This is a genomic window from Brevundimonas sp. GW456-12-10-14-LB3, assembly GCF_059424365.1.
This window is the reverse complement of sequence record NZ_JBWKZJ010000052.1, coordinates 1-14,960: the sequence shown is the minus strand read 5'-3', so window position 1 is coordinate 14,960 and position 14,960 is coordinate 1. Positions and strand designations below refer to the sequence as shown.

The 14,960-nt window shown below is 67.8% G+C and carries 11 protein-coding genes; 4 read left to right on the top strand and 7 right to left on the bottom strand.

Annotated features, from left to right (window positions below; genetic code table 11):
- The 3 genes from AC07XS_RS14970 to AC07XS_RS14960 form a co-directional block, all read right to left on the bottom strand.
- The coding region (locus AC07XS_RS14970; RefSeq protein ID WP_321208164.1) for an outer membrane beta-barrel protein at window positions 1-771 on the bottom strand (771 nt) is incomplete at its 3' end.
- 216 nt (window positions 772-987) lie between these two features.
- Window positions 988-1,449: a MaoC family dehydratase gene (locus tag AC07XS_RS14965; RefSeq protein WP_182715066.1), complete on the bottom strand. Its 462-nt coding sequence runs from the start codon at window positions 1,447-1,449 to the stop codon at window positions 988-990.
- Between the two features lie 66 nt (window positions 1,450-1,515).
- Window positions 1,516-2,496 (bottom strand): threonine ammonia-lyase, encoded by a 981-nt coding sequence (locus AC07XS_RS14960; protein ID WP_182715065.1) that lies wholly within the window; start codon window positions 2,494-2,496, stop codon window positions 1,516-1,518.
- Window positions 2,497-2,554: 58 nt separating this feature from the next.
- Here AC07XS_RS14960 and glpK point away from each other — a divergent pair, with 58 nt between their 5' ends.
- Both glpK and AC07XS_RS14950 read left to right on the top strand, forming a co-directional pair.
- On the top strand, window positions 2,555-4,051 hold the full coding sequence (gene glpK / locus AC07XS_RS14955; protein ID WP_182715064.1) for a glycerol kinase GlpK: 1,497 nt from the start codon (window positions 2,555-2,557) through the stop codon (window positions 4,049-4,051).
- 48 nt (window positions 4,052-4,099) lie between these two features.
- Window positions 4,100-5,191: a phosphotransferase family protein gene (locus tag AC07XS_RS14950; RefSeq protein ID WP_182715063.1), complete on the top strand. Its 1,092-nt coding sequence runs from the start codon at window positions 4,100-4,102 to the stop codon at window positions 5,189-5,191.
- A gap of 12 nt (window positions 5,192-5,203) precedes the next feature.
- On the opposite strand, the gene AC07XS_RS14945 is transcribed toward AC07XS_RS14950, so the two are convergent.
- From AC07XS_RS14945 to AC07XS_RS14930, 4 genes are all read right to left on the bottom strand, one after another.
- Window positions 5,204-5,986, bottom strand: coding sequence for a DUF1223 domain-containing protein (locus tag AC07XS_RS14945; RefSeq protein ID WP_182715062.1), 783 nt, complete (start codon window positions 5,984-5,986; stop codon window positions 5,204-5,206).
- A gap of 69 nt (window positions 5,987-6,055) precedes the next feature.
- Window positions 6,056-8,263, bottom strand: a complete 2,208-nt coding sequence (locus AC07XS_RS14940; RefSeq protein WP_182715061.1) for a prolyl oligopeptidase family serine peptidase — start codon at window positions 8,261-8,263, stop codon at window positions 6,056-6,058.
- Between the two features lie 149 nt (window positions 8,264-8,412).
- Window positions 8,413-10,572, bottom strand: a complete 2,160-nt coding sequence (locus tag AC07XS_RS14935) for a prolyl oligopeptidase family serine peptidase (RefSeq protein WP_182715060.1) — start codon at window positions 10,570-10,572, stop codon at window positions 8,413-8,415.
- A gap of 92 nt (window positions 10,573-10,664) precedes the next feature.
- On the bottom strand, window positions 10,665-11,465 hold the full coding sequence (locus tag AC07XS_RS14930) for a potassium channel family protein (protein ID WP_152949275.1): 801 nt from the start codon (window positions 11,463-11,465) through the stop codon (window positions 10,665-10,667).
- A gap of 138 nt (window positions 11,466-11,603) precedes the next feature.
- On the opposite strand from AC07XS_RS14930, the gene dapF reads away from it, so the two are divergent.
- Window positions 11,604-12,434 (top strand): diaminopimelate epimerase, encoded by an 831-nt coding sequence (gene dapF / locus AC07XS_RS14925; protein ID WP_182715067.1) that lies wholly within the window; start codon window positions 11,604-11,606, stop codon window positions 12,432-12,434.
- Window positions 12,435-12,574: 140 nt separating this feature from the next.
- Window positions 12,575-14,932: an NADP-dependent malic enzyme gene (locus AC07XS_RS14920; protein ID WP_182715059.1), complete on the top strand. Its 2,358-nt coding sequence runs from the start codon at window positions 12,575-12,577 to the stop codon at window positions 14,930-14,932.
- The last annotated feature ends 28 nt before the right edge of the window (window positions 14,933-14,960 follow it).

Sequence of the window (14,960 nt, the reverse complement as noted above, 5' to 3'; positions counted from 1 at the left end):
CGGCGGGGGCGGCGGAGGCGGCGGGGCCGCTTCTTCGGCGCCGAAGCTGTAGCGCAGGCCCAGGGTCACGGTGTGCGACTGATCGTAGTCGCCGTCCCATTCGCCGAAGGCGGTGGCGCCGGCGCCCGTGCCGGCCGTGGTCGATTCCCACGAGGCGTCGCCCGTCAGATAGCGGTAGGTCAGGTCGATGTTGGCGCGCTCGCTGACGGCCCAGGCCAGACCGGCGATCGCCTGAGCGGCGAACTTGGTCGAGCTGTCGTCGATGGCGAACGCGGCGCCGCGGTTGGCGCGAAGATTGCCGATGGTGTCGACGTTGACGCGGTTCACGCCGGCGCCCAGGCCGACGAAGGGACGCACGCCCCAGGCTTCATAGCCGAAGTCATAGATGACGTTGGCCATCAGGGTGGCGGACTCGATGTCGCCTTCCGGAGAGAAGCAGCCGCCCGTCGCCGGGGTCACGTTGCACAGGCCCTGGGTGCCCGAAACGGCGCGCACCGTGCCGATGTCGCCCGAGCGGTAGCCGCCTTCGAGCTCGACGCGCCAGTTGGGGTTGAAGCGATAGCCGAGGCGAGCAAAGGCCGCCCAGCCGTTGTTCACTTCATAGTTCCAGTTCGCGCCGGTGGTCGACGACTCGGCGTTGATGTCGTCGATGATGTGGTAGCCGGCGTCGATCGCGCCATACCAACCGTTGGGATCTGCCGAGGCCGCGCCAGCCGACAGGGCCAGGGCGGCCGCTGCGCTGGAGGCCAGCACGATAGTCTTCATACGCATAGGGTATAGCCCTCCGCCTGTTAGAACCTAGGGCGGATCTTACCGCCTAGGCGGCTCTTATCAGCGTTGCCGTGGAAGGTCGAGGCTGAAACTTGACGACGCAAGCTCTGAAATGAGGCGCCGTGCCATTGATGCTACAGATTAAATTGGCCTTCACACGCAGATTCGTCCGAGTTCCGTCGTTTTTCCGTCTTCCGCCGAGGGCCGGCCCAACCTTCAGCTCGCTGCGGAAACGATCTGCATCCCGAGCCATTCGCCCACCAGAGCCGGCTTGTCGGCGCCCTCGATCTCGATCGTCAATTCATGTTTAAGAAGCCAGCGCCCCTCGCCCTTGTCGGTTGCATCCAACAGGCGGAACCGGCCCCGCACGCGAGATCCCGCCGGGACGGGCGCCAGAAACCTCAGCCGGTCGAAACCGTAGTTGACGCCCATGGTCAGACCATCCAGCGGCGCCACGGCGTCATAGCTCATGGCGGACGCCAGACTCAGGGTCAGAAAACCGTGAGCGATGGTTCCGCCGAAGGGCGTCGCCCTCGCCGCCTCGGGATCGACGTGGATGAACTGATGGTCCTCGGTGCAGTCCGCAAAGGCGTCGATCCGATCCTGACCAATCTCGAACCATCGGGACACCCCGACTTCCTGACCGATCAAGGCGTGAAGATCCTGGGTCCGGGTCATGGCCGTCTTCTCCTCCGTCTCTCTATTTTCCAAGACCTTGACCCAGCTCCGGAGCAGTGAAAAGGGTCAACCCTCGAACCGCCCCTCGATGATCGCGGCGTAAAGCCCGGGATCGACATTGCCGCCGGACAGGATCAGGCCTGTCGTCCGGCCCGCGCCCTCGACCTTTCCGGCCAGCAGGGCCGCCAGGGACACCGCCCCGCCGGGCTCCACCACCAGTTTCAGATGGCGGAAGGCGAACCGCACCGCCTCGGCGACCTCGGCGTCGGACACGGTCAGGGCGCCGGCCAGGCGGCGGTTGATCGGCCAGGTCAGGACGCCGGGCATGGGCGCCATCAGGGCGTCGCAGATCGAGGGAGGCCCCGCCGGGCGCCCGACCCGTTCCCCGGCCGCCAGCGACCGGGCCGTGTCGTCATAGGCGTCGGGCTCGACCACCAGGACGCGGGTCTCGGGGCTGCGCTCGGCCATGACCAGATTGATCCCGGCCATCAGCCCGCCGCCCGAGGCGCCGCACAACAGCTGATCCATCGGCGCGTCGGCCTGGTCCATCATCTCCAGCGCCGTCGTCCCCTGGCCCTCGATGATGAAGGGATCGTCGAACGGCGGCACCAGGACGCAGCCCCGCTCTGAGGCTATGGCGGCGCCGATTTCCTCGCGGCTCTCGGTCCAGCGATCATACAGCCGCACCTCCCCGCCGAAGCCGATCACCCCCTCGACCTTAACCTTTGGGGAATCGGACGGCATGACGATGATCGCCGGCGTCCCCACCAGGGCGGCGGCGGCGGCCACCCCCTGGGCGTGGTTGCCGGACGAAAAGGCCACCACCCCGCGTCTCTTCTCCTCGGCATTCAGCCGGCTGATGCGGTTATAGGCGCCGCGAAACTTGAAGGCCCCGGCGATTTGCAGGTTCTCCGCCTTCATCAGAACCCGGCCGCCGACCACGGCGTTCAGGGCAGGGCTCTCGATCAGGGGCGTGCGGACGGCGACACCGTCGATCTGGCGGGCGGCGTCGAGAACGCCTTCATAGCTGGGCAGGTGCGTCGTCATATGCTCCCCTTAGCCCGACCGCAGGCGTCGCCCAAGACGGCGCAGGGAGAGAAAGACAATGAGCCTGATCCTCGCCATCGACCAAGGCACGACCTCGACCCGGGCCATCGCCTTCGAGGTCCGGGACCACGACCTGCGCCCGGTCGCCGTCAGCCAGATCGAGCTGGCTCAGCATTTCCCCCGCTCCGGCTGGGTCGAGCATGACGCGGGCGAAATCTGGTCCGCCACCCTCCAGACCTGCCGCGAAGTGGTGCGCCAGGCGGGCGGGGTCGACCGGTTCGCCGCCGTGGGCCTGACCAACCAGCGCGAGACGTCGGTGATCTGGGACGCCGCGACGGGGGAGCCCCTGCACCGCGCCATTGTCTGGCAGGACCGCCGCACCGCCGAGGTGACCGCCCGCCTGACCGCCGAGGGGCGTGAGCCGGGTGTCCAGTCCGCCACCGGCCTGATCCTCGACCCCTATTTTTCCGCGACCAAATTCGCCTGGCTGCTGGACGCCGTGCCCGGCTCGCGCGAGCGCGCCGCGCGGGGCGAGGTGAAACTGGGCACGATCGACGCCTGGCTGATCTGGAAACTGACCGGCGGCCGAGTTCACGCCACCGACGCCGCCAATGCGTCGCGTACAGCCCTGATGGATCTGAAGACGGTCGAGTGGCGCGACGACCTGTGCGTCCTGTTCGACGTGCCGCGCCAGGCCCTCGCCGCCATCGTCCCCTGCGCCGGCCGTATCGGCGAGACCGATCCGGCGCTGTTCGGCCGCCCCCTGCCCATCGCCGGATCGGCGGGCGACCAGCAGGCCGCCCTCGTCGGCCACGGCGCCCTCACGCCGGGCGACGCCAAGATCACCTACGGCACCGGCGCCTTTCTGGTGGCCAATGTCGGCGCCGAGCCGGTGGCCTCGACCCGCCGTCTCCTCGGCACGCTCGGCTACCAGGCCGAGGGCCGCACCGCCTATGCGCTGGAGGGGTCGATCTTCTCGGCCGGCTCGGCGATCCAGTGGCTGAGGGACGGGGTCAAGCTGATCTCTGAATCCCGCCAGTCCGAAGCCCTGGCCCAGAGCCTAGCCGACAACGGCGGGGTCTATCTGGTCCCCGGCTTCACCGGCCTGGGCGCCCCCTGGTGGGAGCCGGAGGCGCGCGGAACCGTGGTCGGGCTGACGCGGGATTCCGGCCCGGCCCATTTCGTCCGCGCGGCGCTGGAGGCCCTGGCCTATCAGACCCGGGATCTGCTCGACGCCCTGGCCCAGGACGGCGCCCCGCCCCTGAAGACCCTGAAGGTGGACGGCGGCGTCACCGCCAACAGTTTCGCCATGCAGTTCGTCGCCGACATCTGCGAGGTCGAGGTCGAACGTCCGGCCTTCCAGGAGATGACGGCCCTGGGCGCTGCGCGTCTGGCGGCCCTGGGCGTGGGTCTGATCTCTGATCTTCAGGCCTGTCCGGCCGAGGCCCCGGCCTGCTGGAAGCCCCGAATGAGGCCTCAGGAACGCGACCGTCTGCTTTCAGGCTGGCGTCGCGCGGTCAAGGCCGCCATCATCGCCGCGCCGGAGCGCGCCTAAGACGCGGGCGGCTCTAGGGAAACGCTGAAAGAACCGACTGGGCTGTACATGACCGACGCCTCCGCCGCCGACGCGCCTCTGCAGGATGCTCAAACCGCCTTTTCCGGCACGCGCGAGGTCGATCCCCGCTACCGGCTGGACGAGGCGGGGCTGGACGCCTGGATGACCGAAAACGTCGCGGGCTACGCCGGCCCTCTGACGGTGCGCCAGTTCAAGGGCGGTCAGTCCAATCCCACCTATGAGCTGACCACCCCGACCGCCGCCTATGTGCTGCGCCGCAAGCCGCCGGGCCTGCTGTTGCCCAGCGCCCACGCCGTCGATCGCGAATTCCAGGTCATCTCCGCCCTGGCCGCCCAGGGCTTTCCCGTGGCCAGGCCCCACGCCCTCTGCCTGGACGAGGGCGTCATCGGCTCGATCTTCTATGTGATGGACAAGGTGGAGGGCCGTATCTTCTGGGATCTGAAACTGCCCGGCCTCAGCCCCGCCGAGCGCCGGGCCATCTATCACGCCCAGACCGACGCCCTGGCCCGGCTTCATGCCTTCGATCCCGCCGCCATCGGCCTGGCCGACTATGGCAAGGCCGGCAACTATTTCGCCCGTCAGGTCGGCCGCTGGACCAAACAGTATCGCGCCTCGGAGACCGAGGCCGTCCCCGCCATGGACCGGCTGATCGCCTTCCTGCCGGACAGTCTCCCGCCGGAGGGTCCCTGCCGCATCGTCCACGGCGACTTCCGCCTGGACAATATGATCCTGGCTGAAGACCGGGCGGACGTCCGCGCCGTTCTGGACTGGGAGCTGTCGACCCTGGGCGATCCCATGGCCGACTTCTCCTATCTGCTGATCGCCTGGGCCATTCCCGCCAGCCTGCGAAACGGCCTCGCCGGCGCCGATCTGGAGGCCCTGGGCATTCCCTCTGTCGAGGAGACGGTGGACCGCTACGCCGCCGCCGCTGGGATGCGACCGGCCGATCTCGACTGGCTCTACGCCTATAATCTGTTCCGTCTCGCCGCCATCTGCCAGGGCATCGCCGGCCGTGTCCGCGACGGCACGGCGGCCAGCGCCCACGCCCGCAGCATGGCCGCCCAGGTCGGGCCGCTCAGCGAGGCGGCCTGGACGTTTGCCAAGAAGGCGGGGGCCTGATCCGCCTCGGCTTCAGCCGTCTCGATCCGCCCCGCCAAACCCGGAGGTCGGCCTGCGGACGGCGGCGCCCAGAATACGCCGATCCGCCTTGTCCTGAATCATCACGACCACAGCGTCCTCGTCCCGCGTCTGAGGCAGAGGGTACAACATCGGCCGGCCCCGCCAGTCGCCCAGGCGCGTGACGTCGCGGACCACATTCAGCTGGCGCACCTCGCGGCCGCGGTTTTCGCCGCGACCGACCTCGACCACCTGGACCCCCGGCGTATAGGTGACGGCCAGAACCTCGGCCCCGCCCGCCGGGACGCGGCCCGAGCCGACGCCGACCTGACCGCCGCCTTGGCGGAACTCGATCTCGGGCGGCCAAGCGCGGCGGCCCGCCGCCTCGAGGATGGCGGTCTCAAGCTCAGGTCCGCGCACGCCCGAGACCTGTCGGCGGCCGTCGATGACCACCTGGGGCGTGGAGACGCCGCGCTGACGCAGGGCGGCGCGATAGGCCCGCTGGCGCTGAGAAAACTCAGGCTTGGCGAAGGTGTCGGTCCAGCCCAGATAGTCCCAATAGTCGACGCCATAGGTCAGGGCGATGACGCGCGGCTCCGCCGCCGCCCGCTCGACCGTCGCATTGGCCTCCAGACAGGCGCCGCACCCCTGGGCGGTGAACAGTTCGACCACGACCGGCGGTCCGGCGGGGACGACGTGCCGCCCCGGCCGCGAGGCGGCGGGCTGGGCGACCGATCCAGCGCATAGGACGGCGCCCGCCGTGATCGTCGCTGCAATGATCCCGATCCTGTGTCTCATGGCGACGTTCTTAACCGGCGGGCGCGCAGGCGGGGGTCATAAGTGCGTGACCCTCGCCTGCGGCGGCCTTCAGTCCATCAGCTGCTGGGCGAGATAGACATAGTGGCGGGCCCAGCGCCGCGCGTTGGCCACCGGATCGGCGTCGTTCGAGTGACCGCCGGCCGTGTCCTCATAATAGAGATGGTCGTGGCCCTGGTCCCCCAGCCGGGCGGCGAACTTGCGCGCATGGCCCGGATGGACCCGGTCGTCGCGGGTGTTGGTCGTGATGTAGACGCGCGGATAGTCCTCGTCGGGCCGCAGCTGCTGATAGGCCGAGTACCGGGCGATCCATTTCGCCTCCTCCGGAATGCGCGGATCGCCGTATTCGCCGATCCAGGAGGCGCCGGCCGGCAGCTCGTGATAGCGGAGCATGTCGATCAGCGGGCTTTCGATCACCGCGGCGTTGAACAGCTCCGGATGCTGGGTGATCGACACCGAGGTCAGGACCCCGCCGTTCGACCGGCCGTAGATCCCCAGACGACGCGGGCTGGCGATCCCCCGGCGCTCCAGATCGCGCGCCACGGCGGCGAAGTCGTCAAAGGCCTTCTGACGGTTTCCGTCCAGGGCCGCCTGGTGCCAGTCGGGCCCGAACTCGCCGCCGCCGCGGATATTGGCCTGGACGAAGACCCCGCCCCGCTCCAGCCACAGCTTGCCCATCTCGGGCTTGTAGGCCGGGTTCAGACTGACCTGGAACCCGCCGTAGCCGAACAGGATCGTCGGGTTCGACCCGTCCAGCCTCATGTCGCGCGGGCGGGTGATGAAATAGGGGATCTTAGTCCCGTCGGTCGAGGTCGCCTCGTACTGCTCCACCACATGGGTCGAGGCGTCGAACTTGGCCGGAGCGGATTTCAGCTCGGTCAGGGTGGTGGAGCCGACCGAGGCGAGGCTCAGGGTCGGCGGGGTCAGGAAGCCCTGGGTCGAGACGAAGACCTGGCCCTTGGACTTGGAGGAGTCGCCCAGCCCCACCGCGATGTTTTCTGGCGTCGCCACATCCTGGCGGCGCCAGCCGAATTCGCCCCGGTTCTCGAAGATCGCCAGCCGCCCGGCCACATTGTCGGACAGGGAGGCGACGACCTGGCGATCCAGCACCCGCACGTCGCCCAACGACTGACGGGCGGCCGGCTCATAGATCAGAAGGGCCTGGTTGCTGACGCTCAGATCGTCGCGGTCGGACCGCAGATGGTTCAAGGGTATGGAAAGCAGGGAACCGGGCTTGTAGGCGAGGCCGTTGAAGGTCCAGGCCTCGTCATTCGAGACGATCAGCAGGCCCCCCTGCGCTCCGAAGACGCTGACCCGGTCCGGCAGGGCCAGTTTCACCGTCGATCCGTCATGGGCCATCATCCAGGTTTCGGAGCGGAAGGTGTCCAACGGGCGGGTGATGATCACCGCCGTGACCCGGCCGGTCTTGTCGCGATAGACCGCCGGGCTGACGCCGTAGCCGCCGTCCGAGGCGTCGCCGCGATAGTCTTCGACCGCCTGGGCCAGGGTCTGGCCCCGCTTCAGGGTCTTGACGATGAAGGGATAGCCGGACTCCGTCAGACTGCCGGGTCCGAAGTCGGTGGCGACCAGGAGCGTGTCGCGGTCCAGCCATTCGATCCGGTGCTTGCCCTCGGGCAGGTTGAAGCCCCCGTCCACGAAACGCTTGGTGGTCAGGTCGAACTCGCGCACCACCACCGCATCCTTGCCGCCGTCCGACAGATTGATCAGGCAGCGGGTCTCGTCCGGCGCCAGGCAATCGGCGCCCTTGAACACCCAGTCCTTGCCCTCGGCTTTCGACAGGGCGTCGATGTCCAGCAGGGTCTCCCACTGCGGGGTCGCGGTGCGGTAGCTCTCTAGCGTCGTGCGACGCCAGACGCCCTTGGGATTGGTCGCGTCCTGCCAGAAGTTGCCGACGCCGTCGCCGAGGAAGGACGGGCTGGGAATCCGGTCCGTGGCGGTCAGGATCGCCTGGGCCTCGGCCCGGAAGGTCTCATAGCGCGGGTCGCCGGTCAGGACGGCCAGGGACTTGCGGTTCTCCTCGGCCACGAAAGCCATGGCCTCAGCCCCGTCCACCTGCTCCAGCGCCAGATGGTCGTCGGCCGCCGCGACGCCGGCCGGGGTCAGGTCGCGGGGGAAGTGCGGCGGGGGAGCGTCGTTGGTCGATACGACGACTTCATCTGAACCGATCTCAACGGGCGTGCCCGCACAGGCCCCCATCAGAAGCGCCGGAATGGCGGCGGACAGGATCAGTTGACGCATCTAAAAACTCCGCTCATCCCGGCGAAAGCCGGGACCCAGATCTTTGAGCGTTCGGCGCCGCCCATTCGTACTGAACTCGATCCCAGCCGCCGAACCTCGCGAAAGCACTGGGTCCCGGCTTTCGCCGGGATGAGCGGAAAGAAAAGACCCTATTCCTTCGCCGGCGTGTCCATCAGCCGCCGCGACAGATAGGTGTATTCCAGCGCCAACCGCCGCGCCGTCTCTTGCAGGTTGGCCCCCGCCGCATGGCCGCCGTCGGTGTTCTCATAGAAGAGCACCGGATAGCCCAGCTCTTCCAGACGCGCCGCCGCCTTGCGGGCGTGGCCCGGATGGACCCGGTCGTCCTTGGTCGAGGTGTGGATGAAGACCTCTGGATAGGGCTGGCCCGCGCGCAGGTTCTGATAGGGCGAATAGGCCTGGATCCAGGCGCGCTGTTCGGGAATGTCCGGATCGCCGTATTCCCCGATCCAGCTGGCGCCGGCCAGAAGCTTGTGGAAGCGCAGCATGTCGAACAGGGGCACCTGGATGACGGCCGCATTGATCAGGTCCGGCCTCTGGGTCAGCATGGCCCCCATGAACAGGCCGCCCTGCGAGCCGCCCATGATCCCCAGCTTCGGCTGACTGGTGATCTTGCGCGCGATCAGGTCCAGGGCCACGGCCTGGAAGTCCTCGTGCGCGCGCTGGCGGTTCTGCTGCAAGGCCGCCTCGTGCCAGCGCGGGCCGAACTCGCCGCCGCCGCGCGTATTGGCGATGACATAGACCCCGCCCCGCTCCAGCCACAGCTTGCCGACCGTCGCCGAATAGCCGGGCAGCAGCGAGCTTTCGAAGCCGCCGTAGCCGTACAGCAGGGTCGGGTTCGTCCCATCCAGCGGCATGTCCGCCTTATGGACCACGAAATAGGGGATCATCGTCCCGTCGGCCGAACGGGCCTCGTGCTGCTCCACCGTCATGCCGGTCGCGTCGAACTTGGCCGGCATGGACTTGACCTGATCAACCGCCCCGGTCGCGGCGTCCGCCAGCCACAGGCTGGACGGGTTCAGATAGCCGGTGACGCTGACGAAGATCTTGTCGTCGATCTCGGAGGCCGAACCGACGCCGACCGAGACGTTCTGCGGCAGGTCCAGGGTCGAATAGGTCCATTCGGTCTCGCCGGGACGATAGACCCGAACCGAACCGCGCACATTGTCGTACAGGGCCACGACCAGGGTGTTGCGGGTCGCGTTCACACCCTCGACCGCCTGGCGCTCGGTCGGGCGCAGCACCAGGACGGCAGGCGTCGCCGGATCTTCCAGCCAGGCGTCCAGCGGCCAGGCGATCAGGTCGCCGCTCTTGAAGTCCTGCCCGGACGGCGCGGTCCAGTCCTGTTTCAGCGACACCACCAGCTGGCCGTCCACCAGGCCGGTGATGTCCGACTTGGCCGGCAGGGCCAGTTTGACCACGGCCCCGTCGTCGGTGACGCGATAGGTCTCGGACGAATAGAAGTCGATCGACCGGTTGATCAGGGTCGCTTTCAGCACCCCGTCTGCGTCGCGCAGCGTATAGCCGGACACCGACACATCCGTCGGCTCGCCCATGAACAGGACGTCGGCCTGATCCAGATTCTCGCCGCGCCGCATCCGCTTGACCACCATCGGATAGCCCGAGTTGGTCAAGGTGCCGGGGCCGAAGTCGCGCGCGACCAGAAGGGTGTCCTTGTTGATCCAGCTCGCCCCGCCCTTGGATTCCGGCAGATAGATCCCGCCTTCGACGAAGCTGCGGGTCACGCTGTCGAATTCGCGCAGGGTCACCGCGTCCTTGCCGCCGTTGGACAGGCTGATAAGGCAGTAGCGCTCTTCGGGGGCCAGGCAGGTCGAGCCCTTATAGACCCAGTTCGCGCTCTCGGCCTCGGCCAGGGCGTCGATGTCCAGAACCGTCTCCCACTGGGGCTCGGCGGTCTTGTAGGAGTCCAGGGTCGTGCGCCGCCAGACGCCGCGCACATGCTGGGCGTCCTGCCAGAAGTTGTCGATATGGCCGTCGTGGGTGAAGCCCGGCGAAGGGATGCGGTCGCGCGACTGGACGATTTCCAGCGCCTGCTGGTGCAGGGTTGCATAGCGGGGATCCCCCTGCAGAACGCCGAGCGAATGGGCGTTGTGCGCCTTCACCCATTCCATAGCCCGTTCGCCCTCGACCTCCTCCAGCCAGACATAGGGGTCGGTCGCCTCGCTGGTCGCGAAGGCGGGGGCGGAGGAGGCGGTCTGGGCCATGGATACCGAGGTCAGGCTGGTGGAGGCGAGAAGGGCCGCGAGCACGGCGGCGGATGAGCGGATCATGGACAGTCCCCGAAATGACGACCGGCACCTTAACGACGGCCCGCCCGGCGGCAAGGCGAGGCGGCCGACCCTTACGGTTTTGTCATCTTCGCTCAGCCCTCGTCGGGAATGCAAAGCAGATTGCCGCAGGCCTTGCAGTGGACGGCGTCCGGTTCATGCGTCTGAAGGCCGCAGCGGTCGCAGGGGTGGCGGACCTTGTGCGGCTTGATGATGGCCTGGGCCAGCCGCAGGAACAGGGTGATCCCCACCAGCATGATGGCGATGGACAGAAGCCGGCCTGCGGACCCCGGCAGGGTGACGTCGCCGAAGCCGGTGGTCGTCAGGGTCGCCACGGTGAAATAGAGGGCGTCCACATAGCCGCTGATCCCGTCATGCCCCAGGAAGGTGGCGTAGACGAAACCGGTCACGACGAAGACGAAGGTCACGAGACCGGACAGGGCCCGCACCACCGCCTCCACCCGCGTATCGTCATAGCGGGAGCCGACGGTCCGCCAGAAGAAGTCCGAATTCAGCAGGGTCCACAGCCGCAGCAGCCGCAGGAAGCCCAGGTTGAACAGCCAGATCGGGAACAGCAGGGTCGCCAGGACGAACAGGTCCAGCCAGACGATCGGCTTCTTCAGCCAGTCGCGAATGTCCGAATAGGCATAAGCCCGCGCCGCCAGATCGGCCGCGAGCAGGGCGGCGATCAGATAGTCCAGCACATAGAAGGCCCACCCCATGTTCTTCAGTATGGGCGAGGCCAAAAAGAAGGCGATGATGGTGAAATCGACGGCGATGACGGTCAGTCGGAACCGCACCGCCGGCGGCTGGCTGCCGTGATACAGATAGCGCAGCCGGGCGCGCAGACGCAGGCTGTCGGGCTTGCCTTCAACGACCGTCGGTTCGAGTTCGATCTCAGACGCCTTTCATCCGGCGGCGCGTGTCAGGGGGCGGGCCGCAGCGGGCCAATCAATCGCGAACCGCCGTCCATGTCCAACGGTTCCGAGAGCCGAGCCGTTTCCTCACGGCCGGAGCCGGCCTATATTCCGGCCATGACCCGATCCTTCGTCAAGATGAACGGCGCCGGCAACGACTTCGTCGTTATCGACGCCCTGGGCGCGCCCTTCCGGCCGACGCAGGATCAGATCACGACCCTGGCCGACCGCGCCTCGGGGGAAGGGTTCGACCAGCTGATCGCCATCGAACCGTCCGACACGGCAGACGCCTTCATGCGGGTCTGGAACGCCGACGGCTCCATGGTCGAGACCTGCGGCAACGCCCTGCGCTGCGTGGGCTGGCTGCTGATGGAGGCCAAGGGCTCCGACCGGGTCGTCATCGACACCGCCGCAGGCCCGACCACGGCGTCCCGCGCCGGCGACCACAGGGTGACGGTCGATATGGGCCGGCCCCGGCTGGACTGGACCGAAGTCCCCCTGGCCGAAGAGATGGACACCCGCGGGATCGAGCTTCAGCTCGGCCCCATCGACGCGCCGATCCTGCACACGCCGGGCGCCGTCTCCATGGGCAATCCGCACGTCGTCTTCTTCACCGACCGGCAGGATGACGCCTTCGTGACCGGCTCCGGCTCCCTGTTCGAACACCACCCCCTGTTTCCCGAAGGGGTCAATGTCGGCTTCGCCCATGTGCTGGACCGCGGCCATATCCGGCTTCGGGTCTGGGAGCGGGGCGCCGGCCTGACCAAGGCCTGCGGCACCGGCGCCTGCGCGGCCCAGGTCGCGGCGGTCCGGCGCGGCCTGACCGACCGCAAGGCCACCGTGGTCGTCGACGGCGGCGAGCTGACGATAGACTGGGATCCGGCGACGGACCATGTGCTGATGACCGGCCCGGTCGAGGTCGAGCGCACCGGCACCCTGCCCTTCTGACAGTATGGGCGGTTGACGCTGACGTGAAGGGAAGCTTGCGCTGAGGCGTGTGCCCCTTCCGGAGCGTCAAGGCTTGGCGCGGCGCGTCCCAACCTCTAGGACACGAACTGTTACAGCTGCGCCGAACCCTGGACGTCCCGATGCCCGATCTGACAGAAAAACAGACCTTCTCCGACCAGGAGGCGCTGGATTTCCACCGCATCCCCACGCCGGGGAAGATCTCGATGGCCCCGACCAAGCCGATGGCGACCCAGCGCGACCTGTCGCTGGCCTATTCGCCGGGCGTGGCCGTGCCGGTCCTGGCCATCGCCCAGGATGCGGACAAGGCTTACGAATACACCTCCAAGGGCAATCTGGTCGCCGTCATCTCGAACGGCACCGCCATTCTGGGCCTGGGCAATCTGGGCCACATGGCCTCCAAGCCGGTGATGGAGGGCAAGTCGGTCCTGTTCAAACGCTTCGCCGATGTGGACAGCTTCGACGTCCAGGTGAAGACCACCGATCCGGACGAGTTCATCACCGTGGTGAAGAACATCGGCGACACCTGGGGCGGCATCAATCTGGAGGACATCAAGTCCCCCGAATGTTTCGTCATCGAGAGCGAACTTCAGGACCTGCTGGACATCCCCGTCTTCCATGACGACCAGCACGGCACCGCCATCATCTCCACCGCCGGCCTGATCAACGCCTGTCATGTCGCCGGCAAGCGGCTGGACGAGGTCAAGGTGGTTCTGGCCGGCGCCGGCGCCGCAGGCCTGTCCTCCATCGCCCTGATGAAGGCCGCCGGGGTCAAGGCCGAGAACACGGTCATCTGCGACAAGGACGGCGTGGTCTACAAGGGCCGCGAACACGGCATGGACCAGTGGAAGGCCGCCCATGCGACCGACACGCCCCACCGCACCCTGGCCGAGGCCATGGTCGGCGCCGATGTGGTGCTGGGCCTGTCCGCCAAGGGCGCGATCACCAAGGAGATGGTGGCCTCCATGGCCCCCAATCCGATCATCTTCGCCATGGCCAACCCCGATCCCGAGATCACGCCGGAAGACGTCAAGTCGGTCCGGTCCGACGCCATCATCGCCACCGGCCGCTCGGACTATGTGAACCAGGTCAACAACGTCCTGGCCTTCCCCTATCTGTTCCGGGGCGCCCTGGACGTGCGGGCCCGCCGGGTGAACCATGAGATGAAGGTGGCCTGCGCCCAGGCCCTGGCCGCCTTGGCGCGCGAGGACGTGCCGGACGAGGTCGCCGCCGCCTATCGCGGCCGCAAGCTGAAGTTCGGCCCGGACTACATTATCCCGACCCCCTTTGATCCCCGGCTGATCTGGTACATCCCGCCCTTCGTCGCCCAGGCGGCGATGGATTCGGGCGTGGCCCGCGTCCAGATCGACGACATGGACGCCTATCGCAACGCCCTGCGCTCGCGCGTCGATCCGTCCGCCGCCCTGATGCAGAAGATCAACTCGGCCGTGCGCGGCGGACCCAACAAGCGCATCGTTTTCGCCGAGGGCGAGGAGCCGGCCGTCATCCGCGCCGCCTGGGGCTTCAAACAGGCCGATCTGGGCACCCCCATCCTGGTCGGACGCGAGGATCTGATCCGCCAGAACGCCGCCGAGGCCGGGCTGAATTTCGACGATCTGGGCATAGAGATCACCAACGCCCGCGTCTCCGGCCACAATGTCGAGGACACCGACTGGCTGTACGAGAAGCTGCAGCGTCGCGGCTATCTGCGCCGCGACGTTCAGCGGATGATCAACCAGGACCGCAACTATTTCGCCGCCACCCTGGTCGCCAAGGGCCGGGCCGACGCCATGGTCGCCGGCGTCACCCGCAACTTCAACATGGCCCTGAAAGAGGTCCAGCGCGTCCTGGACGTGGACGACACCCTGATCGGCCTGTCGATCCTGCTGGCCAAGGGCCGGACCCTGTTCGTCGCCGACACCACCATTCACGAACTGCCGGACGCCGCTGAGCTGGCGGACATCGCGATCAAGGCCGCCGAGACGGTGCGCAAGCTCGGTCGCAATCCGCGCGTGGCCTTCCTCAGCTATTCCACCTTCGGCAATCCGCCCGGCGACCGGGCCGAAAAGGTTCGCGAGGCGATCCGCATCCTGGACAAGAAGGGCGTCGACTTCGAATACGAGGGCGAAATGCCCCCCGAGGTCGCCCTAGATCCCAAGGGCCATCTCGCCTACGCCTTCAACCGCCTGACCAAGCCGGCCAACGTCCTGGTCATGCCGGCCATCCACTCGGCCGCCATCTCGACCAAGCTGGTCCAGGCCTTGGGCGGCGCGACCGTCATCGGACCGCTGCTGGTCGGGCTGGAGAAGCCGGTCCAGATCGTCTCCCTGGGCGCTTCGGTCAGCGAGATCATCACCGCCGCCACCTTCGCCGCCTATGACGCCGGCCCCGCCTTCCAGGGCTCGGGCCTGACCTCGGCGCCGCGTCCGCCCGCCGCCGTGGTCGAAAAGCCGAGCACGGCGGTGCCCCCCACCGTCTGATCATGAGCGAACCCGGCCTCTTCCCCCC

Bases quoted from the DNA above. Each gene is read 5' to 3' on its own strand.
- AC07XS_RS14965 (WP_182715066.1), bottom strand. From the start codon at position 1,449: ATGACCCGGACCCAGGATCTTCACGCCTTGATCGGTCAGGAAGTCGGG.
- AC07XS_RS14960 (WP_182715065.1), bottom strand. From the start codon at position 2,496: ATGACGACGCACCTGCCCAGCTATGAAGGCGTTCTCGACGCCGCCCGC.
- glpK (WP_182715064.1), top strand. From the start codon at position 2,555: ATGAGCCTGATCCTCGCCATCGACCAAGGCACGACCTCGACCCGGGCC.
- AC07XS_RS14950 (WP_182715063.1), top strand. From the start codon at position 4,100: ATGACCGACGCCTCCGCCGCCGACGCGCCTCTGCAGGATGCTCAAACC.
- AC07XS_RS14945 (WP_182715062.1), bottom strand. From the start codon at position 5,986: ATGAGACACAGGATCGGGATCATTGCAGCGACGATCACGGCGGGCGCC.
- AC07XS_RS14940 (WP_182715061.1), bottom strand. From the start codon at position 8,263: ATGCGTCAACTGATCCTGTCCGCCGCCATTCCGGCGCTTCTGATGGGG.
- AC07XS_RS14935 (WP_182715060.1), bottom strand. From the start codon at position 10,572: ATGATCCGCTCATCCGCCGCCGTGCTCGCGGCCCTTCTCGCCTCCACC.
- dapF (WP_182715067.1), top strand. From the start codon at position 11,604: ATGACCCGATCCTTCGTCAAGATGAACGGCGCCGGCAACGACTTCGTC.
- AC07XS_RS14920 (WP_182715059.1), top strand. From the start codon at position 12,575: ATGCCCGATCTGACAGAAAAACAGACCTTCTCCGACCAGGAGGCGCTG.